This is a genomic window from Sporosarcina sp. P20a, assembly GCF_002743175.1.
Classification (GTDB): domain Bacteria; phylum Bacillota; class Bacilli; order Bacillales_A; family Planococcaceae; genus Sporosarcina.
The window spans coordinates 1-21177 of sequence record NZ_PDYT01000019.1; the positions used below are offsets into that span (position 1 = coordinate 1).

General features: G+C 39.8%; 23 protein-coding genes. 16 read left to right on the forward strand and 7 right to left on the reverse strand.

From position 1 onward, the window contains the following. Window positions 1–512: 512 nt before the first annotated feature. From CSV72_RS12950 to CSV72_RS13005, 13 genes are all read left to right on the forward strand, one after another. Entirely contained in the window at window positions 513–1265 is a 753-nt protein-coding gene (locus CSV72_RS12950; RefSeq protein WP_099678691.1) for an ABC transporter ATP-binding protein, read from the forward strand. Then, the gene (locus CSV72_RS12955) at window positions 1258–2877 is read left to right on the forward strand and encodes an ABC transporter permease subunit (RefSeq protein WP_099678734.1); all 1620 of its coding nucleotides are present in this window, start codon (window positions 1258–1260) and stop codon (window positions 2875–2877) included. The genes CSV72_RS12950 and CSV72_RS12955 overlap by 8 nt, the downstream gene beginning before the upstream one ends. A 13-nt stretch (window positions 2878–2890) precedes the next feature. Beyond that, window positions 2891–3868, forward strand: coding sequence for an extracellular solute-binding protein (locus CSV72_RS12960; protein WP_199170107.1), 978 nt, complete (start codon window positions 2891–2893; stop codon window positions 3866–3868). 21 nt (window positions 3869–3889) lie between these two features. Beyond that, on the forward strand, window positions 3890–4981 hold the full coding sequence (gene phnW / locus CSV72_RS12965) for a 2-aminoethylphosphonate--pyruvate transaminase (protein ID WP_099678692.1): 1092 nt from the start codon (window positions 3890–3892) through the stop codon (window positions 4979–4981). Beyond that, window positions 4981–5796 (forward strand): phosphonoacetaldehyde hydrolase, encoded by an 816-nt coding sequence (gene phnX / locus CSV72_RS12970; RefSeq protein ID WP_099678693.1) that lies wholly within the window; start codon window positions 4981–4983, stop codon window positions 5794–5796. The genes phnW and phnX overlap by 1 nt, the downstream gene beginning before the upstream one ends. Window positions 5797–5948: 152 nt before the next feature. Continuing rightward, complete coding sequence (locus tag CSV72_RS12975) at window positions 5949–6293, forward strand: DUF6568 family protein (RefSeq protein ID WP_099678694.1); 345 nt, start codon at window positions 5949–5951, stop codon at window positions 6291–6293. A 355-nt stretch (window positions 6294–6648) separates the two neighbouring features. Beyond that, complete coding sequence (locus tag CSV72_RS12980) at window positions 6649–7800, forward strand: ABC transporter substrate-binding protein (protein WP_099678695.1); 1152 nt, start codon at window positions 6649–6651, stop codon at window positions 7798–7800. Window positions 7801–7910: 110 nt separating this feature from the next. Next, the gene (locus tag CSV72_RS12985; RefSeq protein ID WP_029055115.1) at window positions 7911–8795 is read left to right on the forward strand and encodes a branched-chain amino acid ABC transporter permease; all 885 of its coding nucleotides are present in this window, start codon (window positions 7911–7913) and stop codon (window positions 8793–8795) included. A gap of 4 nt (window positions 8796–8799) precedes the next feature. Next, complete coding sequence (locus CSV72_RS12990; protein WP_099678696.1) at window positions 8800–9783, forward strand: branched-chain amino acid ABC transporter permease; 984 nt, start codon at window positions 8800–8802, stop codon at window positions 9781–9783. Next, window positions 9755–10528 (forward strand): ABC transporter ATP-binding protein, encoded by a 774-nt coding sequence (locus tag CSV72_RS12995; protein WP_099678697.1) that lies wholly within the window; start codon window positions 9755–9757, stop codon window positions 10526–10528. Before CSV72_RS12990 ends, CSV72_RS12995 begins: the two co-directional genes overlap by 29 nt. Beyond that, a complete protein-coding gene (locus CSV72_RS13000; protein ID WP_099662369.1) occupies window positions 10521–11222 on the forward strand; it encodes an ABC transporter ATP-binding protein in 702 nt (233 codons plus the stop codon). The genes CSV72_RS12995 and CSV72_RS13000 overlap by 8 nt, the downstream gene beginning before the upstream one ends. A 115-nt stretch (window positions 11223–11337) precedes the next feature. Next, window positions 11338–11469, forward strand: a complete 132-nt coding sequence (locus tag CSV72_RS17175; RefSeq protein ID WP_255407600.1) for a hypothetical protein — start codon at window positions 11338–11340, stop codon at window positions 11467–11469. 340 nt (window positions 11470–11809) lie between these two features. Next, window positions 11810–12154 carry a DUF6568 family protein gene (locus CSV72_RS13005; protein WP_099634730.1) on the forward strand — a complete coding sequence of 115 codons (345 nt, stop codon included), beginning with the start codon at window positions 11810–11812 and terminating at the stop codon, window positions 12152–12154. Window positions 12155–12221: 67 nt separating this feature from the next. Here the strand turns inward: CSV72_RS13005 and CSV72_RS13010 are convergent, their stop codons facing one another. From CSV72_RS13010 to CSV72_RS13035, 6 genes are all read right to left on the reverse strand, one after another. After that, window positions 12222–12845 (reverse strand): NAD(P)-dependent oxidoreductase, encoded by a 624-nt coding sequence (locus CSV72_RS13010; protein ID WP_233191285.1) that lies wholly within the window; start codon window positions 12843–12845, stop codon window positions 12222–12224. After that, a complete protein-coding gene (locus tag CSV72_RS13015) occupies window positions 12838–13599 on the reverse strand; it encodes a sirohydrochlorin chelatase (protein WP_099678699.1) in 762 nt (253 codons plus the stop codon). Before CSV72_RS13015 ends, CSV72_RS13010 begins: the two co-directional genes overlap by 8 nt. Further along, complete coding sequence (cobA, locus tag CSV72_RS13020; RefSeq protein ID WP_099678700.1) at window positions 13596–14372, reverse strand: uroporphyrinogen-III C-methyltransferase; 777 nt, start codon at window positions 14370–14372, stop codon at window positions 13596–13598. The genes CSV72_RS13015 and cobA overlap by 4 nt, the downstream gene beginning before the upstream one ends. A 12-nt stretch (window positions 14373–14384) precedes the next feature. Next, window positions 14385–14981 carry an adenylyl-sulfate kinase gene (gene cysC / locus CSV72_RS13025; RefSeq protein WP_099678701.1) on the reverse strand — a complete coding sequence of 199 codons (597 nt, stop codon included), beginning with the start codon at window positions 14979–14981 and terminating at the stop codon, window positions 14385–14387. An 11-nt stretch (window positions 14982–14992) separates the two neighbouring features. Next, on the reverse strand, window positions 14993–16135 hold the full coding sequence (gene sat, locus CSV72_RS13030; protein ID WP_099678702.1) for a sulfate adenylyltransferase: 1143 nt from the start codon (window positions 16133–16135) through the stop codon (window positions 14993–14995). 69 nt (window positions 16136–16204) lie between these two features. After that, window positions 16205–16912, reverse strand: coding sequence for a phosphoadenylyl-sulfate reductase (locus tag CSV72_RS13035; RefSeq protein ID WP_099678703.1), 708 nt, complete (start codon window positions 16910–16912; stop codon window positions 16205–16207). A 1688-nt stretch (window positions 16913–18600) separates the two neighbouring features. Between CSV72_RS13035 and CSV72_RS13040 the strand changes: the two genes are divergently transcribed. After that, window positions 18601–19317 (forward strand): YebC/PmpR family DNA-binding transcriptional regulator, encoded by a 717-nt coding sequence (locus CSV72_RS13040; RefSeq protein WP_099678704.1) that lies wholly within the window; start codon window positions 18601–18603, stop codon window positions 19315–19317. A 40-nt stretch (window positions 19318–19357) separates the two neighbouring features. Here CSV72_RS13040 and CSV72_RS13045 read toward each other — a convergent pair whose 3' ends face one another. Then, entirely contained in the window at window positions 19358–19732 is a 375-nt protein-coding gene (locus CSV72_RS13045) for an SLAP domain-containing protein (RefSeq protein ID WP_099678705.1), read from the reverse strand. Window positions 19733–19952: 220 nt separating this feature from the next. Here CSV72_RS13045 and CSV72_RS13050 point away from each other — a divergent pair, with 220 nt between their 5' ends. After that, window positions 19953–20420: a low molecular weight protein-tyrosine-phosphatase gene (locus CSV72_RS13050; protein WP_099678706.1), complete on the forward strand. Its 468-nt coding sequence runs from the start codon at window positions 19953–19955 to the stop codon at window positions 20418–20420. Then, window positions 20417–21118 (forward strand): RluA family pseudouridine synthase, encoded by a 702-nt coding sequence (locus CSV72_RS13055; protein ID WP_099678707.1) that lies wholly within the window; start codon window positions 20417–20419, stop codon window positions 21116–21118. The genes CSV72_RS13050 and CSV72_RS13055 overlap by 4 nt, the downstream gene beginning before the upstream one ends. Window positions 21119–21177: the final 59 nt, after the last annotated feature.

Consider the following 21177-nt stretch of genomic DNA (forward strand, 5'->3'; position numbering starts at 1 on the left):
CCCTGAATGATAACAAGGGGACTTTTCTTTTTCAATAGGGCCTCACTGACCAGACAGGAATGGCTCTGGGAGGATCAGCGGGACAGGTGAAACACCTAGCGAGCGAAGCGAGGAGTGTGGTTCACCGCCCGCCCATAAGACACGCGTCCGGCTGCAGCGCAGATCAACGGGTTCAAAAGCTGATCTTTCTAGGGTGCGATTGTTGAACAAGTATAAACTTTAAAAACAATTATATTGCCCTAAATAAAGTACAATTTATATGTATTTACAAAAGACACGCTTCATTCAATCATTTGAATGAAGCGTGTTATTTTATTGTCTTTTTATAATAGACAATACACGTATACCTTTGGATTTATGTACTATTCAGAGTCGCGTCTTATTTATGTCATACACAAGCACCCATCTTCTAATCGAATCATTACAAAGGTTTACACAATATTTACAAAGACTCCGTATTGTCTTAACAATCGCTAGATATACTAAGGATGTGTTTACGGGAGGTGAGACGTTTGCTGAGATTACAAAATATAAGCAAACAGTATGAAGACAAAGTCGTTCTAGAGAATATCAATTTGGATATTCAAGCTGGAGAAATCGTCTCGTTATTAGGTCCAAGTGGAAGTGGTAAATCAACTCTACTGCATATTATTTTAGGTTTAACGACGATGGACAGTGGAAAAATACTTTTCGCTAATAAGGATTTAAGCGATGTATCGATGAAGGATCGTGGATTCAATATCGTATTTCAGGATTATGCACTCTTTCCTAATTTGACCGCTTACGAAAACATTGTATACGGATTAAGAAACAGGAAAGGTCTCGTGACTAAAGAAGAACTTCAGGAATACATAGAATTCTTAGGCCTAGAACCTCACTTAACAAAAAAGATTGGTGAATTATCAGGCGGACAAAAACAACGAGTGTCTATTGCACGTACATTGGTGATGAAACCTAAAATCTTATTACTAGATGAGCCGTTAAGTGCGCTGGACGGTGTGATTAAAGAGTCCATTAAACAGCGTATTCAATCAATCGCAAAAGAATTTAACTTAACCACCATCATTGTGACACATGATCCTGAAGAAGCCTTAACGATGTCCGATAAGATTTTAATCATTAACGAGGGGACAATTGCTCAGTACGGTACACCACAGCAAATTATCAATCAGCCGAGCAATGAATTCGTTGAATCGTTTATTTTGAAACAATTACATATTAAAAGACAAAATATTTATGATTTGTTCAGTGAAAAATATGCCTAATAGAAAACCGGCAATACGGGTTATCTTTATTGCAATCTCACTCTTTTTTATCGCTTTTTTAGTCGCACCATTAGGTATTTTGTTCTTCCGTTCTTTTGAAACTGCTGAAGGATTTAAACTCACGAATTATCTTTCAGTCCTGTCAAATAAAGAACTAATGGAATCCTTTGGGAACAGCATTAAAATTTCAAGTTTGACTGCTGTCATTACGACCGTTTTAGCATTCACCTTAGCTTACGCGATAAATTGTACAAGAATCTATAAGCCATTAAAAGTTGCAATTAAAGTGGGCATACTTCTTCCTATGTTGTTGCCTACGATTACTTATGGATTCGCGATTATCTATTCGTTCGGTAATGAAGGGCTGCTAACAAAAATTATCGGTCAAAATCTGTTTACGATTTATGGATTTAACGGGCTGCTCATCGGCTATATCATTTACACTTTGCCTGCAGCCTTTCTATTAATCAATAACTCATTTAAATACATTGATAAAAAGTTTATCGTCGTTTCTAAGCTGATGGGCGATGGTTCACTCAGAAGTTTTAAAAACACTATTGTTCGTCCATTACTTGGGACTATAGGCGGCGCTTTTATCTTATCTTTTATCTTGAGTTTTACAGATTTCGGAATTCCGGCCTCGATCGGCGGGACGTATTCTGTTGTGGCAACGCAGTTATATCAAGTGATGCTTGGTGCGATCCCAGACTTTAATAATGGTGCTGTCATTGCAGTTCTGATGTTAGTTCCAGCAGTGTTCGGAATACTATTGTTAAATTATCTTGAAAAACTCAACTTTCATTACGACAAGACTTCAAACATTGAATTATTCCAGCATAAAGGTAGAGACATAGGATTTTGTTTTGTTTCAACTATTATTTTAGGAAGTATGCTTTCAGTTTTTGCCGTAATGTTCATTGCACCGTTTTTAGTAAGTTTTCCTTATGATCTTACATTTACATCTAAGCATTTAATTGAAGCATTCGAATCAAGTAGTTTACTTACAGTTTATAAAAACTCACTATTTGTTGCTTTATTCACAGCAATCATCGGAACAACGGTGGCATTTAGTTCGGCGGTGCTCAATGTTCGTACAGCTGTAAAAGGGAAAGCGACGATCGACATCATTTCAATGATGACGAACACGGTTCCGGGGATGGTGCTCGGCTTATCGTATTTACTATTTTTCAATAACAGCAGTTTAAAAGGAACCTTTCTCATTATTATTATCTGTAATTTAGTCCATTATTTCACTACACCTTATTTAATGGCAAAAAATGCTTTATCGAAGATGAATCCTTCGTGGGAAACGACTGGCGCGTTATTAGGAGATAGTTGGTTGAAGACGATTTATCGAGTCATTCTTCCTAATGCATCGTCAACGGTAATTGAAATGTTTAGCTATTACTTTATCAATTCAATGGTCACGATTAGTGGGATTATCTTTTTAGTCTCAGCGAAAACCTCGCTCGTTGCGAGCAAGATTAAAGAATTGCAATACTTTGCAGCGTTCAATGAGATTTTCATTTTATCTTTGCTAATATTCGCGACCAACCTATTTGTAAAATTGCTTTGCGATTATTTTCAAAAAAGGAAATTCAATCATGTGTAAGGGGGATTCGAAATTGAAAAAAATTAAAGGAATATTGCTAGTAGTCATTTCAATAATGATGTTGGCAGCATGTAGCGTTGGTAATGCCGAGGAAGGAAAAGTAGTCATTTATACGAATAGCGATGAAGCGGCTTCTGAAGCGATGAAAGCTGCGTTAGATGAGGCTGGATACGAAAAAGAGTACGTACTTCAGTCATTAGGGACATCTGAAATAGGTGGAAAACTAATGGTAGAGGGCGATAAGATCGAGGCGGATATCTTAACGATGAGCTCTTATTTTGTTGAAAGTGCTCAGAAAGAACATGAGATGTTTGCAGACTTAACATTTGAGACGAATGCGTTGGAACAACATCCTAATTACTATGCGCCGGTTTTAGCCAATACTGGAGCAATTTTCGCCAATACGGAAGTATTAAAAGACAAGGGTTTACCTATGCCAACTTCAATTAAAGACTTAGCAAAACCAGAGTTCAAAGGGTTGGTGTCGATTCCAAATATCATGGACTCTTCAACAGGTTGGTTATTCGTCCAAGCGATTATGAGTGAATACGGGGAAGCAGAGGGGAAAACAGTTCTTCGTAATTTAATCGCCAATACGGGTCCACATCTTGAGAGTTCAGGTTCAGGTCCAATTAAAAAAGTACAGGCTGGAGAAGTTGCGGCTGGATTTGGTTTGCGGTATCAAGCAGTACTGGCCAAGGATTCTGGTTTACCGATTGAATATATCGATCCAATCGAAGGGAATTTCTCGCTGACTGAAACAGTTGCTGTCGTCGATAAGTATGATGAAACAACAAAATTGGCGATGGAAATGGCTGAGGTCATTGTTAAAGATGCACGAAAAGAGCTTATTACGCACTATCCAGTCGCGCTATATGAAGGTGAAACTGTATCAGATACGAATAAACCAGCTTATTCCAAGCATTTTAAACAACCACTAACAGTCGAGCTTTTACAGCAACACCAAGATTTATTCAAATCAGCCAACTAAATTTATGGGGAGTGTCCAATGATGAATACTTATAAACTATTAACGCCAGGTCCATTAACTACAACAACTTCAGTTAAACAAGAAATGCTTATTGACCGTTGTACGTGGGAGCAAGATTATAAGAAAATCACTCAAGAAATTAGAGCGCGGCTTTTGGAATTTGCATCAGTTTCAAATGAGGACTATACAACGGTTTTGATGCAAGGAAGCGGGACGTTCGTTGTTGAATCCGTCATGACAACTGCAATATCACAATTGGATAAAGTATTAATCATAACGAACGGTGCTTACGGAGAGCGTATTGTGAAAATGGCTAATTATATTGGAATAAACTATGTTGAATATAGTGTCGATTACGATGAACATCCCAAGGAGGATGAGATTAGAACGATTTTACAAGTCGATCAGGAAATCACGCATATTGTGATGGTACATTGTGAAACGACGACAGGCATTTTAAATCCTTTAGAGATGATCTCAAACATCTCAGAGGAGTGCGGAAAGACGTTGATCATTGACGCGATGAGTAGCTTTGGTGGCGTTGAAATTAATATGTCTAAGCTCAATATCGATTATTTAATCAGCAGCGCCAATAAGTGTATTCAAGGTGTACCCGGATTCGGATTTGTCATTGCTAAGCTAGATAAGCTGCTGGCGTGTGAAGGAAATGCACGCAGTTTGTCGCTCGATTTATATGACCAATGGAAAGAGATGGACAAAGATGGGAAATGGCGTTATACATCGCCAACACACGTCGTAGCCGCATTTGCGAAAGCAATTGAGGAGTTAATTGATGAAGGCGGTATTGCAGCACGATTTTCTCGTTATGAACATAATAACCAGTTGTTACGAGAGGGATTGGAAAAAGCAAATATACATGCTTATATTTCGGAGGAAAAACAATCACCCATTATTACAACATTTCTTTTTCCGAACGACCAATTTGAGTTCGAAGACTTTTATGAATATGTGAAAACGAAAGGTTATGTTATTTATCCTGGGAAGCTGACAGATGTGGATACATTCCGCATGGGCAATATTGGTGAAATATATGAAGAAGATATTCAAGACTTATGTACAATTATAGAAAATTATATGAAAGTGGTGAAGTAATGACTAAAATTGACGGTGTTATTTTCGATTGGGCTGGAACAACCGTAGACTTTGGATGTTTTGCACCTGTAAATGTTTTTATATCTATTTTTAAAAATGCTGATGTCGAGGTAACGATGGAAGAGGCAAGACGCCCAATGGGAATGCTGAAAATCGATCATATTCGTAAAATGCTAGAAATGCCAAGAATTTCTGCTTTATGGGAAGAAAAACATGATAGATCATTTACAGAAGAAGATGTTGAAAACTTATATGCGGAATTTGAGCCTGCATTGATGGCTTCTTTAAAGGACTATACGGATCCGATTCCAGAGGTAATAGAAACGATTGAAGTATTACGTGGAAATGGCTTGAAAATTGGCTCGACAACTGGATATACAAGTACGATGATGGATGTCGTTGTGCCGAATGCTGAGAAAAAAGGCTATCGCCCGGATGTTTATGTAACAGCTGATGAAACGGATTCAGTCGGTCGACCGTACCCTTATATGGTTTATCGAGCTATGGAGAGGCTGAAATTATCGGCGGGATGGAGAACAATCAAAGTAGGTGACACGGTTTCAGATATTAAAGAAGGCGTTAACGCAGGTCTATGGTCAGTCGGTGTTATTGTTGGAAGCTCTGAAATGGGGTTAAGTATAGAAGAATTTACTGGGCTCGCGCAAGCTGATAAAGAAGCAGAGATTACTAGAGTAGCACAAACTTTTATCGAGAACGGTGCAGATTTCACAATTAAGACAATGGGCGAACTTCCTCAGTTAATTGAGACAATTAATGAACTTATTGCAATAGGAAAAAAACCAGGTCATCAGTAAAAAGGGTGCCTGTGCATCACACTATTTTTTGCTTCAATCCCTCTCTACTTTGATGATGAACTGGATTCTCGGACAACGCACAAGCCTGATTTATTTAAGTATTTACACAAGTTGGTATACTAGTGAAAGTAGAGAAAGGAGATTGATCATAAATGAGTTATGAAGAAAATGTAGCTGGTTTTGATAAAATCGATTCGGCAAAAGCAGAGGAATTAGTAAAAGGTAACGGAGAAGCTGTAATTTATGTCGGTAAATCCGTATGTCCTTTTTGCCAACTATTCGTTGAAAAACTAAACAAAGTGGCTAAAGAAACGGATGCCCACATCTATTACGTTAACAGTATAGAAAACACAGATATGAAAGGTGTTTCCGCTTTCCGTAATGAATATGACATTCCAACAGTTCCTGGCTTCATCTACACTAATGGAGACACAGTAAATGTGAAATGTGATTCATCGATGTCCGAAGAAGAAATTAAATCTTTCATGAACAAGTAATCGATCAAAAACTATATAAAAAGATCCTTAATTCGTAAGTGAATTAAGGATCTTTTTTATTTTGATTTTTAATTAACGAGCTGTTCAAAAGGCAATTAAGAAATGAATATTTATAATACGATTGTTAGTTTTAAATATTGAAAAAATTATACCCTATATTATTAATAATAGAGTATAATCAAAATATTAGTTATATCACTATTTTGTCACGTAAAAACAGAAGCTCATATTCGATAAGTCATAGGATAACTAGAGTTGTGACAAATGAACATGCCAAATGGTATAACTAACAAATTATTGAGAGTTGTGTAATTCTCGATGATTGAAATTTCAATCAAATAGGGGGCTGGGTAGAATGAGTAAAAGAAGTAAACTCTTGTTTACAGTTTTAATGGCTTTCACATTAGTAATGTTAGCCGCATGTGGAGACTCATCAACAGATGATACAGAAAGTGCAGATTCTGATGATGTTGTAAAAGCAAAAGTAGGCGTTATTTCATACTTAACTGGTCCAGGTGCTAGTTATGGTGAAGCGATTACAAACGGAATCAATCTTGCACACAAAGAAATTACTGAACTAGGAGAAGTCGACATCGAGTTGAAGATTGAAGATTCTGCTGGTAAACAAGAGGAAGCATTATCAGTTGCACAAAAATTAATGAACTCAGAAAATGTAGATGCAATTATTGGACCTACTTTAAGTACTGAAATGCAAATTGTTGGACCAGAAGCAGATTTAAACGGTGTTTCCATTCTAGGTACATCAAACACTGCTGAAGGTATTCCACAACTTGGAGAATATGTATTCAGAAACTCGATTCCTGAGACATTAGCAATTCCTGCATCTGTGCAGAAAGCTATTGATAAATATGGCGCGAAAAAAGTTGCTATTTTATACGGAAACGATGATGTATTCACAAAAGCTGGATATGACACGATGAAGCAAGTTGCTGAAGATTTAGATTTAGAAGTTTTAACAACAGAAACTTTCCAGTTAGGACAATCTGATTATAAAGCCCAATTAACAAAAATTAAGAGCCTTAACCCAGATTTAGTTTTAGCTTCTGCTCTTTATAATGAAGGTGCAGTAATTCTTGATCAAGCCCGCAAAATGGGAATTGATGTACCATTTGTTGGCGGTAATGGTTTTAACTCACCGGAAGTCATTAAAATTGCTGGTGATGCTGCAAATGGTTTAATCGTTGCAACTCCTTGGTTCTCTAAGAAAGACGACGAGAAAGTTAAAAAGTTTGTTGAAGATTATGAAGCGGCTTACGGTATGGAGCCAGACCAGTTTGCAGCACAAGCATATGATGGTTTTTATGTAATGGCTGAAGCAATTAAAAATGCTGGTGAAGCTGATCGTGATGCAATTCGTGATGCGCTTGCTGAAATCAAAGATTTTGAAGGCGTTCTAGGAAATATGTCATTTGATGAAGATGGCGACATTATTATGGAACCAACTGTTTTAATTATTGAAGGTGACGAATACGTAGTATTTGAATAATTTATAGGGAGAGGGGCTGGGGTTTTCCCAGCCTTCTTATTTTCTTAAATGACTTACGAAAAATAAGATTAATTATATAAGTCAAAAATGAAGAAGGAGGAGGAGGACTATTGCTAATTGAACAATTAATAAATGGTTTAACATTAGGGAGTATCTATGTCATTGTTGCGTTAGGTTACACTCTCGTATTTGGTGTATTAAACGTAGTGAACATGGGGCACGGTGAAATCTTTATGTTCGGAGCATTTATGGGCGTCGTCGTCACGAATATATTAGGTTGGCCATTATATATTGCATTTGTTGTTGCCATTGTAGTGACAGGAATTTTAGGCTATTTTCTGGAAACATTTGCGCTAAGACCATTACGAGGAAAAGAAGGTGTCTCACATCTTGCGCCTTTAATAAGTACAATCGGTGTTTCTATTTTTCTTGAGAACGTCGCACATCACTTTTTTGGTTCAGGCAACCAACCATTTCGCACATCACTTTCAGAATTAAAATTCGTTTTAGGATCAACCACTGTTTATTACGTTCAAATTATTATTTTCGTTATTGCTATTTTACTTATGTTTGGACTTACTTTTTGGTTATCTAAAACAAAGGCAGGAAAAGCATTACGTGCAAGTGCAGAAAACTTGGCAGTAGCAAGTCTTCTCGGTGTAAATACGAAGAGAACGATAACACAAACCGTTATTATTGCATCGGCAATGGGCGGAATCGCTGGGATTTTAGTTGGAATAGCTTTCAACTCTGTTAACCCTCAAATGGGTTTATCTTTCGGACTTAAAGGATTAGCTATTATTATTTTAGGTGGTTTAGGTAATGTAAGGGGGGCCATGGTAGGTGGCTTGATTTTAGGGATGGCTGAAACATTTATCGTAGCCTATGGAGATTCAGGTTATCGCGATGCTGTTGCGTTTATTGCAATCATTGTTATTTTAATCGTACGACCACAAGGAATCTTTGGAACAGCTACAACTGGAAGAAAGGGTTGATTAGATGTTAGGCGAATTAATAAACCCGTATTATCTACAAGTTAGTTCTTTTATTTTAATCAATATTATTCTGGCTGTTAGTATATACATAACGCTTGGAACGGGACAATTATCACTGGGTCACGCAGGTTTTATGAGTATAGGCGCGTACACAACAGCTATTCTAACGCTACATTATAATATGCCACTTGTACTCGGTGTCATTATAGCTGCGATCTTTACAGGGATTGTTGGGACATTAATTGGTATACCAGCTTTAAGATTACAAGGTGTTTATCTCGCTATTGCAACACTTGGGTTTGGTGAAGTCGTTCGAGTCCTTTTCATTAACTGGGATGGTTTAACAAACGGTGCAATTGGCTTATCAGGCATTCCACATCTTGGAAGAGAAATATTTAGTTTAAGTAAAAGTATAGGAATAGAACCTGATATGTTTGGGTTGAAAAATAACCAATTCATAAGTTTAGCTGTCTTTTTTGTCTTACTTATTATAACGATTTCAGTCATTTGGTTCTTTGTAAGACAAAATAATTCTAGAATTGGACGTGCTTTCTCCGCTATTAAAATGGATGAAGAAGCATCAGAAGCAATGGGTATTAATATTACTTATTACAAAGTGTTAGCTTTCGGTCAGGGCGCAATGTTAGCAGGATTTGCAGGCGCATTATATGCCCATTTAATGGCGTACATTAGCCCATCAGACTTTGATTATCACAGAGCAGTAGAAATATTAATATTCTCTATCTTTGGCGGAAGTGAAGTTATATGGGGATCCATATTCGGAGCTGTGTTCTTATCTGCAATGCCGGAATTCCTACGTTTTATCAACGAATATCGATTTATGATTTATGGCGCGCTTCTGGTTCTTATGATGGCGTTCCGTCCACAAGGAATTATCGATGTGAATATGGTGAACCGATTTAAACGATTGAAACCTAAGAAGAAAGGGGAGGAAAAGCATGGTACTGGAAATAAAGAAGATCAGTAAAAACTTCGGTGGTATCCAAGCTTTAACCGATGTCTCATTTTCAGTGGAAGCAGGCGAAATTCTTGGTTTAATTGGGCCTAATGGTGCTGGAAAAACGACGATGTTTAATATGATTACAGCTATGTATCCTCCTAGTTCCGGTGAAATATCGTTTGTTGGTAATCCACTTTCAAATCTGAAGCCTCATCAAATCACAGAAAAAGGTATCTGCCGTACATTTCAAAATATCCGTCTGTTTTCTGACTTAACAGTACGTGAAAACGTTATGGTAGGTAATCATTGCAGACTAAAGACTAATGTGATGCAAAGTGTTTTTCGTACGAAAGCTCAAAAAGCAGAAGAAGCTAGAGTCTTGGCGACTTCAGATGAGATACTAGAAGTTGTTGGCTTAGCGGATGACAAGGAAACAATTGCAAAAAACCTTTCATACGGTGCGCAGCGAAGATTAGAAATCGCAAGAGCTTTAGCGAGTAGACCAAAGTTAATTCTTCTTGATGAACCAGCAGCTGGTATGAATGAAAAAGAAACGAATGATTTATTTAATTTAATTAAAAAAATCCAAACATTAGATATTACAGTGCTACTGATCGAACATGATATGCCACTAGTGATGCGTGTTTGTAATAGAATTATCGTTTTGAACTTTGGTAAAAAAATTGCAGAAGGTACACCGAGCAGTATTCAAAACAATAAAGAAGTAATTGAAGCCTACCTCGGGGTTGAGGAGGAAGATGAGCTTGCTTAAACTAGATAATATCAGTACCTTTTATGGTAAAATTCAAGCGTTAAAAAGCATAGATATAGCTGTAGAAGAAGGGACAATCGTAACGATTTTAGGTGCCAATGGTGCGGGCAAGACGACGATGATGAATACCATCGCAGGGCTTTTAAAACCTAAAGAAGGTACAATCCATTATTTAGGGAAAGATGTTACAGGCCGTCGACCAGACCAGCTTTTAAGAAATGGTTTAGCACTTGTTCCAGAAGGTAGAGGTATTTTGGCAACAATGACTGTTTTAGAAAACTTGGAAATGGGTGCATATCACCGAAGCGATTCAGAAGTTGGCGCGGATATCGAAAAGGTGATGGACCGCTTTCCGATTCTAAGAGAAAGAAAAGAGCAATACGGTGGTACACTTTCAGGTGGACAACAACAAATGTTAGCGATTGCCAGAGTGATTATGTCTAGACCAAAGCTTCTTTTACTAGATGAACCTTCAATGGGTCTAGCACCGATAATCGTTGCTGATATATTTAAAATTATTAAAGAGATTAATGAAGCAGGTACGACTGTATTACTTGTTGAACAAAATGCGCGACAAGCCTTAAAAGTAGCAGATCGTGGGTATGTACTTGAAAATGGGAAAGTAGTTGCTTCTGGTACTGCTAAAGAATTATTGCAAGATGATACGATTAAGAAAGCTTATTTAGGTCATTAATCAAGTTTGAAAAGGTAGTAGAACTTTGCTGCCTTTTTTTATTTTGTTAAAACAGAGAAAAACAATTTAAAACTAAACCCTTACTTAAATATAATTTTAACTTGGAGTGAATAATATGAACTTCCATGAATCTAAGAAAGTTAGAGATAGGGGGATTATCATTGATCGTATTCCAACGGGTATCAAACATTGTATCGCGGATGTAAAAGGAGTAAGAGTTGGGCATGTGACACTGGATCATCCATGACAAGGAGATGATTACGTAGCTACAGGCTTGATGGCCATTCCAGTGCATGACGACATATCTGTTTATGAATATAGTAGTAGGTACAAGCTATATCTTAAACGGTTTTGGAAAACAACAGGACTGTTCAAGTAAATGAATTAGGCTTGATTGAGTCTTCGATAACACAGGCTATAATGACGACAGGATGGATGGGGAATATCGTCCACACCTATCCGTTTGATTAGATAGTGTAAAAAGTTCCTTGAAAAAGTATGTGGACGTAGAACCCATAAGCAGATTTGTTTGAGTCGCTATACAATGCGGTATACTACTACTAACAAAGAAAGGAGATTGATCATAAATGAGTTATGAAGAAAATATAGCTAGTTTTGATAAAATTGATTCAGCAAGAGCAGACGAACTAGTAAAAGGGAACGGCGAGGCTGTAATCTACGTCGGTAAATCCGTATGTCCTTACTGCCAAATCTTCGTTGAGAAACTCAACAAAGTAGCCAAAGAAACGGATACCCACATCTATTACGTTAACAGTATTGAAAACGCTGATATGAAAGGTGTTTCTGCCTTCCGTAATGAGTACGACATTCCAACAGTACCTGGTTTCATCTACACAAATGGAGACACAGTAAACGTTAAATGTGATTCTTCTATGTCTGAAGAAGAAATTAAATCTTACATGAACAAGTAATCGATCGAAAACTATATAAAAAGATTCATAATTCGTAAGTGAATTATGGATCTTTTTTATTTCATTTTTAATTAACGAGCTGTTCTGAAGGAGAGGTTTGCTGTAGTTCGTTCAGAAATGTTTGACGCTCTTCTGTGTTATGGAGATAAATAGGCTCGATAGCTTCTTTCAGCCATGCTCTGCGCTCTGCACGATCCGCTACATACTGCTTCACATAATGTCTAACAGTAGCGAGGAAATCCAGATACTCCTCATATCGTTCATCATAGGTTTCAGCAATTTCGTCACGGATCTTTTTGGCCAATGAAGGACTTGAGCCACTTGTTGATACACTGATGATCAGTTTACCACGTGTAGTAACAGCGGGAATCTGTGCAGTGCCTAAAGACGGATTGGAAGCGTGAACGACTAGTTTTCCTGCATCTTTCAATTGCTTGGCAAGGTGATCATTCACCGCTTCGTTATCTGTTACGAGCAGGGTAAGAAAAGCGTTCGCAACATCTTCCCATTCTGCTTCTTTCGTGATGAGTGTAACCTTCCCTTGCTGTTCAAGGTCTGCAAAAGACGGATGAAACTCTGGGCTGATAATGGTGGGATGAATCCCAAATCGATGCAAATTGAGTACTTTGTGATATGCGACGTGCCCGCCACCGACTAAGAAAATATTTGATCTATCCATGTTTTCAAGCATGATAGGGAACATAGAGATCACGTTTCCTTTCTGCTGCTTCATTAGCCCTTTCATTCAGAATCGCATGAATCACTGGATCATAGCCTAGTTCGGGGCAGAGATGAATAGCGGTTGTTGTTTTGGTTTTCTTTAGTGTTCGTTCAATTGATTTCATTAAAATACCGGTGAATAATAAATACGGTAAAATATACAGATTTTTAGGTTGGTGTTCTAGTAGCCGTTCAAGTTCATTTTCATAAAAAGGCTCGCAAGCTGCTAGATAGCCGACATGAACATTTTGAAGCATGGTTTTCTCTTGGAATATTCTTTTGATTTTCGCAAAATCTTCTTTAGTAGCAGGGTCACTGCTGCCTCTTCCAATTAATAAAATGGATGCATCGTTAGGGATTACTTCTGTCGTTTCATGCAATCGTTCGATTAGCACATCAACCATACGTTCATCCACGCCAATCGGATCACCATAGTAAACAGGAATATCAGGGTAATTCATCATGACGTCTTGTAGTTCTGTAGGAATGTCCACGTTGGCGTGGCCCGCACGCAATAATAGAAAGGGGATAGCAATAATTTCTGTTGCACCCCGTTCTATACAGCGTGCGACACCTACTGCGATAGACGGATCAGCGAGTTCAAGGAAACACGCTTCTTGAATAGGGGCCGCTTCGGTTTCCATCGTCTTCTCAATGAAGGCCAAAGCAGCCTGCTGTCCTTTCTTTACGCGGCTACCATGGCAAATATATAGAATCGCTCTCATACCATCGTCTCATGCAAACGACGTTCTTCGCTCGATTCCTCGAACCATTGCAATTCATCACGCATGCGGACCACTTCACCAATAACAATCATGCTAGGGTTTTTGACTTCTTCAAGACGTGCCGTGTCTGTCATGGTGGAAAGTGTTGCAGTAACTGTGCGCTGTGTCTCTGTAGTACCCCAATGAATGAATGCAACGGGTGTGTTGGGATCTTTGCCGTGTTGAATTAATTGTTTCTGGATATAGGGAAGATTGCTGACACCCATGTAAATTGCCAGTGTATCAATTCCTTTGGCGAGGGCCTGCCATTTCTCAGCCTCTTCGGCACCTTCCTTACGATGGCCCGTGACGATTGCAAATGATGCACTGTAATCACGGTGAGTAACGGGAATACCTGCATAGGCAGGAGCTGCGATTCCGGACGTAATGCCCGGGATCACTTCGAATGGGATGTGATGCTTCACCACAAACGCTGCTTCTTCACCGCCACGACCGAATATAAATGGGTCGCCGCCTTTCAGACGTACGACTTGTTTACCTTGCTTCGCATGTTTAACCAATAAGAAATTGATCATATCCTGCTGGACGAAATGATGCTTCGGAAGCTTGCCTACAAAAATCAATTCCGCATCAGGCTTCGCATAAGTTAAAATTTCTTGATTGATCAGTCTGTCATAAAGAATTACATCCGCTTGCTGTATAGCTTTCACCGCTTTGACGGTCAATAAATCAGGATCTCCAGGACCCGCTCCGACTAGCCAAACTTTACCCATTCCACTCACTCCTTAATTAATCCATTTTTTATCACGCAAGTAGCCGATTAATTGCTCGACACACTCTTCCACAGTATATTGATCCGTTTTTAATGTAAGTTCAGGTTTTTCTGGAGCCTCATAAGGCGATGAAATCCCGGTAAATTCAGGAATGACACCGGCACGTGCTTTTTCATATAATCCCTTTGGATCACGTTCTTCACATGCATCAAGAGGGCAACTGATATATACTTCAACAAATTCATCCTCTTCCACCAAACGTCTGACGCTGTCTCGGTCTTCTTGGAAAGGGGAGATAAATGCCGTGAATACGAGCTGACCACTGTCAATGAATAATTTCGAAACTTCGCCAATGCGACGAATATTTTCTTTGCGTGCTTCATCAGAGAAGCCGAGGTCCTTATTTAAGCCATGACGGACATTATCGCCGTCAAGTACATAGGTGTTAGCGCCAAGATCGTGCAACCGACGGGCGGCTGCATTGGCAATCGTGGATTTACCTGAACCGGATAGTCCAGTGAAGTAGAGTACTGCGCTATGATGTTTATTTTTTTTACGTTGTTCTTCTTTCGATATTAATTGTTCATGCCATACAATGTTCTTTGCCATATCGTTTCCCCTCACTTCGCTAGTTCTTTTTCTTGTAATCCATTAATCAATACATCAACCACTTCTTTACGACTGAATTCTGGTGGAGGCAAGATGCCGTTTTTCAACATCTCACGTACCTTAGTTCCCGAAAGGATGACATGGTCCTCACTAGAGTGCGGGCAAGTTTTAGGCGTTGCCATATTGCCACAAGCTTTACAGAAGAAACTATGTTCAAAGAACAGTAATGTGATGCCGATTTCTTCCGCTGTAAAGTTCGAGAAGATTTCTTGTGCTTCGTACGTGCCATAATAATCTCCAACACCTGCATGGTCACGGCCGACGATAAAGTGTGTACAACCATAATTTTTACGTACAAGGGCATGAAAGATGGCTTCACGTGGTCCTGCATAACGCATTGCAGCAGGGAAGACAGCCAACTTCACACGATCTTCAGGGTAGTAGTCACGGAGTAATACTTGATAACTCTCCATCCGTACATCAGCGGGAATATCATCAGACTTTGTTTCGCCAACTAGCGGGTTGAGTAAAAGGGCATCAACAATCTCAAGTGCAGTTTTTTGAATATACTCATGTGCACGATGCACAGGATTACGCGTTTGGAATCCGACGATCGTCTTCCAGCCATTATTTTCGAATGCTTGACGAGTTTCAGAAGGATCAAAATAAAATTCAGCGAAATCTTTCTGTTCTATTCTTCTGATCAGTTTGATCGGTCCACCAAGATAGATATGGCCGCGATCGAGTAACTTGGCAACACCTGGATGTGCACGGTCAGCTGTCTTATAAACTTTCTCAGCTTCGATTTGTTGATCAGGTTCGAAGATATCCGTAATTTCAAGTGTGCCGTAAATATCGCCTTGATAATCGAGTAGAATCGTATCGCCTACGGAGTAAGCCGAACTATCTTTAACGGGTAGTGTGATCGGCAAACTCCATATTGTACCGTCTGCTAAACGAATATCATTGACAACTGCATGATAATCTTTAGAAGTTAAAAAACCAGTTAACGGGCTGTATGCACCCGTTGCGATTAATTCCAAATCACTTACTGATGTAGCATCAATTGAAACTGTTTTATGCAGTCCCTCAATGGAGAGAGTGGGATCGTATAAATTAACTAAATTACCGCCATGTGGTTGTATTGTTGTCATTATTTGAACACCTATCCTTTTCATTTTAATAAGTCATATAGAAATACTAGGTTTTGAGACTAAAAAAATTTACGTGTGCAGTCCGCATTCTGTCTTGCCGCTACCAGTCCAGCGTCCAGAGCGCATATCTTCTTCAGTAAACGCTGGTTTTGTACAGTTTGCGCACCCAATACTCGGGTATCCTTGATCATGAAGTATATTATAATCCAGTTCATGTGTGTGGGCGAAACGCCAAACATCTTTCCATGTCCAATGAATAAGCGGACACACTTTAATCTTTTTAAAACGGTTATCTAAATTCAAGTACTCGGTAGATTTTCTCGTTTCAGATTGTTCACGTCTTAATCCTGATATCCAAGCAGTGGAAGGGGCAATCGCTTCCTCTAATGGTTTAATCTTACGCAAATCACAGCATTGGTTTGGATTGTTTTTCCAGAGATCAAGGCCATATTGATCTGTCTGTTCTTCAATAGTCAATCCAGGCTGTTGCAAATGAATTTGAAGCTGAGGATAACGCTTCTTCACTTTTTCTATCGTGTCATATGTCTCTTTAAAATGATAATTGGTGTCTAAAAAAACAATCTTGGCATCGGGTTTCACGCGTGAAATCAGTTCGATCAATACAATTCCTTCGATACCAAAGCTACAAGCATAGACTAGCTTTTCTCCATAGTGATCATAAGCCCATTGCAGTACTTCAGAAGCTCCTTTTGTCTCGGAGTCTGCCGGAAACTCTGATAAGACCGGCGCATCTTTCCACGATTCAAATGTGATCATTCCATCCCCCCGTTAACTGTTATATTATTAACAGTTTAACAGACAATTAAAAATAGTCAATGCAAATTAGAATAGTAGGGATTGAATTTTTATACGTGTAAATAATGGCGGTTTGTTAGTTGGATTATGTTTCTGATAAGGGTGCGTAATATGCGGCATGGGGGTTGTGGTGCTTGCACGTGCTTTTTCTTTTTGCTGTTTAATCGGGAGGTTGTGGTTTAGCTGGCAGTGTAAGTGGCGAATTCATTGTCCCCACTTCGGCGCTGGTGGATGGCTTTTGCGAGGAGCCATAGACAGGAAGTGCGCCTGTCTTTGTCTCCTCGCTACGCCTACCATAGCAGGCGCCTTCGTTGGAATGCGGTTAGGGCAGTTCAGGTAGGTGTTTTTAGTCGTGAAAGTGCTATCGGATTAGGTTTCTGTAAAGGGTGCGTAATAAGCGGCGTTGGGTTGTGGTTCTAGCACGTGCTTTTTCTTTTTCTTGTTTGATCGGGAGGTTGTGGTTTAGCTGGCAATGTAAGTGGCGAGTCCATTGTCGCCACTACGGCGCTGGTGGATGGCTTTCGCGAGGAGCCATAGACAGGAAGTGCGCCTGTCTTTGTCTCCTCGCTACGCCTACCACAGCAGGCGCCTTCGTTGGAATGCGGTTAGGGCAGTTCAGGTAGGTGTTTTAGTCGTGAAAGTGCTATCAGATTATATTTCTGTAAAGGGTGCGTAATAAGCGGCGTTGGGTTGTGGTTCTAGCACGTGCTTTTTCTTGTTTGATCGGGAGGTTGTGGTTTAGCTGGCAATGTAAGTGGCAAGTCCATTGTCGCCACTTCCGCGCTGGTGGATGGCTTTCGCGAGGAGCCAGAGACAGGAAGTGCGTCTGTCTTTGTCTCCTCGCTACGCCTACCACAGCAGGCGCCTTTGTTGGAGTGGGTGTAGGGCAGTTCATATATTTCTTTTTCAAATAGCACAAAATCAGTTTACCAAGTCGCAGATCTTCCTCCTCTTAGAACCACAACCTAAATAAATACCACTCAGCAGCGCAGGCACAACTGCGGGGTAGGCCGTGGCCATGAGACAACTGGCGGCACTTTGCCAGCTGGCTCCTGGCTGTAGGCAATCCCCCACGTGCCTACGCGGGTCCAGAAAGCAGACACTCACTAACTTCCGTCCTCAACAACCAGTCGAGCCAGGCCCCCAACCAAAAGTGAAAAAGACCCGCAGCCGCATAGTCTTTCCGCCAAATGCATTTCTAGGTGGGGGAAGGTACACTAATTATCATTCTTAGAACCACAACCTAAATAAATACCACTCAGCAGCGCAGGCACAACTGCGGGGTAGGCCATGGCCATGAGACAACTGGCAGCTCTATCGCCAGCTGGCTCCTGGCTGTAGGCAATCCCCCACGTGCCTGCGCGGGTCCAGAAAGCAGATACTTACTAACTTCAGTCCCCGACAACCAGTCGAGCAACGGCCCCGGCGAAAAGTGCCAAAGACCCGCAGCCGCCTAGTGTTCCCATCAAACGCGTTTCACAATCGGGTAACATACTGTTGCCCCAAGCGAATAAAACGTAGGACAACAGTACCGTTTCATCTCTATTTATCTCACAACATTTTTCTTTTTACTTTTCATGTCAAAATGCAATTGGTATACTAAATAGTAGTAGTAAATCATTATAACTAAAGGAAAGAGTGTGCACCCAATGGGCCGTAAATGGAATAACATTAAAGAAAAGAAAGCGTCTAAAGATGCGAACACAAGTAGAATCTATGCAAAGTTTGGCCGTGAAATATATGTAGCAGCAAAATCAGGGGATCCAAGTCCTGAATCCAACCAAGCACTGAAATTCGTACTCGAGCGTGCAAAAACATACAGCATACCGAAAGCGATCATCGACCGTGCAATCGAAAAGGCAAAAGGTGGCGGTGAGGAAAACTTCGACGAACTTCGTTATGAAGGATTTGGTCCGAACGGCTCTATGGTCATCGTGGACGCATTGACAAATAACGTCAATCGCACGGTTTCCGAAGTACGTGCGGCATTCGGTAAAAATGGAGGCAACATGGGGGTGAGTGGTTCTGTAGCTTACATGTTTGATCCTGCTGCTATTATCGGTGTTGAAGGCAAAACGGAAGATGAAGTATTAGAGTTATTGATGGAAGCGGATGTCGATGTAAATGATATTGAGGAGGAAGATGGGCAAGTAGTAGTTTACGCTGACCCTACCCATTTCCATGAAGTACAAGAGGCATTCCGTCAAGCAGGCGTTACGGACTTTACCGTAGCCGAGTTGTCCATGATTGCTCAGAATGAAATCTCATTAGATGAAGAAACGCAGGAGCAGTTTGAAAAAATGATTGATGCGCTTGATGATTTAGAAGATGTACAACAAGTTCATCATAATGTTGAATTAGCATGAAAAAACAGCTGTTCCATAAATGGAGCAGCTGTTTTTTATATTACTTTATGATGACTTTCCATCCGTCAGTAGGTTCTTCAATAGAATGTACATAAGTAGGTAAGAAGATGAAAGACCATGGTGTTGCGGTAAAAGGTGGAATATCGAGGGACAATGAAAAAGTCTCCTCAGCTACTATATCTCTGCGTTCATTCACTACACATACTATAGCCTCACGAATAGATAATAATTCATCACGATTATTTTGCAAGAATACAGTGGCGACTAATCCTCCATTGCGTTTTCGTTTTAACAGTATAGGTGTAGCTGTAAATTCTTCATGTACTGATCTATTAGTTTCATATTGAAGAATAAAAGCCTGTTTTTGTTTGTCCGATAAAGTAGCTTCCCAGGTTGCTTCAAAAACAATCTGCATTGGGTAGACCTCCTTTTTCTATATCATGCCCTGTCTATTGGTATTTAAGTCCTATTGTAGCATGAAATACTAATAAATATAAACTACGACTTAATTCTCTTGAGTAGGAGTTGTACTTCAGGAAGATTGGAATTATCGCCAATTATTATACATAGAATGAAGGAACTTATCGAATGATGTATACTAGAGTAGAAATATACTAGTAAAGGGAGAGAGTTGTATGATACGTGTATTGTTCGTTTGTCTGGGGAATATTTGTCGCTCACCTATGGCCGAAGGAGTATTTCGTAAGATGATTCATGATGAACGATTGCAAGGGCGCATCGAAGTAGACTCCGCAGGAACAAGTGATTGGCATGTCGGGAAAGCGCCCCATGAAGGAACGCTGTCCAAACTGGCAGAATTTCAAGTTTCGGCAGAAGGGATGGCCGGACGTCAATTGAACGTGAAAGATGCGGAGGAATTTGATTATATTATCGGAATGGATGCAGAAAACATCCGAAATATTCATAACATATTTGGTGATCATAATCATCAACGTGTGCTTCGTTTTTTGGATTTGACTAGTCATCAAAAAGACGTTCCAGACCCGTACTTCACTGGTGATTTCCAAGAAACATACGACTTGGTGCTCGAAGGTTGTCAGGCATTATTGGATTTAATAAAAAAAGAGGAATCCATAAAATGAAGATCCCTATATTATATGAAGATAACCATCTCTTAGTCGTTGAAAAACCGGTCAATGTACCGGTGCAAAAAGATGAGAGCGGGGACTTGGACGTATTAACTATTTTAAAGCAAGATATTAAGAGACGTTATCAAAAGCCGGGAAAGGTATATCTTGGCTTAGTACATCGTCTTGATCGTCCCGTTGGCGGCGTAATGGTATTTGCTAAAACTTCCAAAGCGGCATCCCGTCTATCCGATCAGCTTCGTCGCGGTATCATTGAACGTAAATATTTAGCAGTTCTCCGTGGTGTGCCTCGGAAAAAACAATCTACTCTTCAGCATTATTTATACAAGAATCGTCAAAAAAATCAAGTGTACAGTGTGAAGCCGAATCATCCGGAGGGGAAGGTGGCCAGTTTGGATTATCAAGTACTTGACAGTAAAATTGATCAAAGCTTAGTAAGTGTACGTCTACATACAGGACGATCACACCAGATTCGGGTACAAATGGCAACAGAAGGCCTCCCGCTCTATGGTGATCAGAAATATGGTAGTTCAATGAATAAACGTGGCGAACAGATTGCGTTATGGGCACACAAGTTGAAGTTCGAACATCCGACAACAAAGGAAAAGCTACAATTTACTTCGGAAGCTCCACGAGTTTATCCTTGGGAATTATATACTACGCATGATGAAGTTTATAAAACGTATGGTTAGTGGAAAACGTCCATTCTTGACTTACGAATTCGGTGCAACTACACTAAATGGAAAAACGT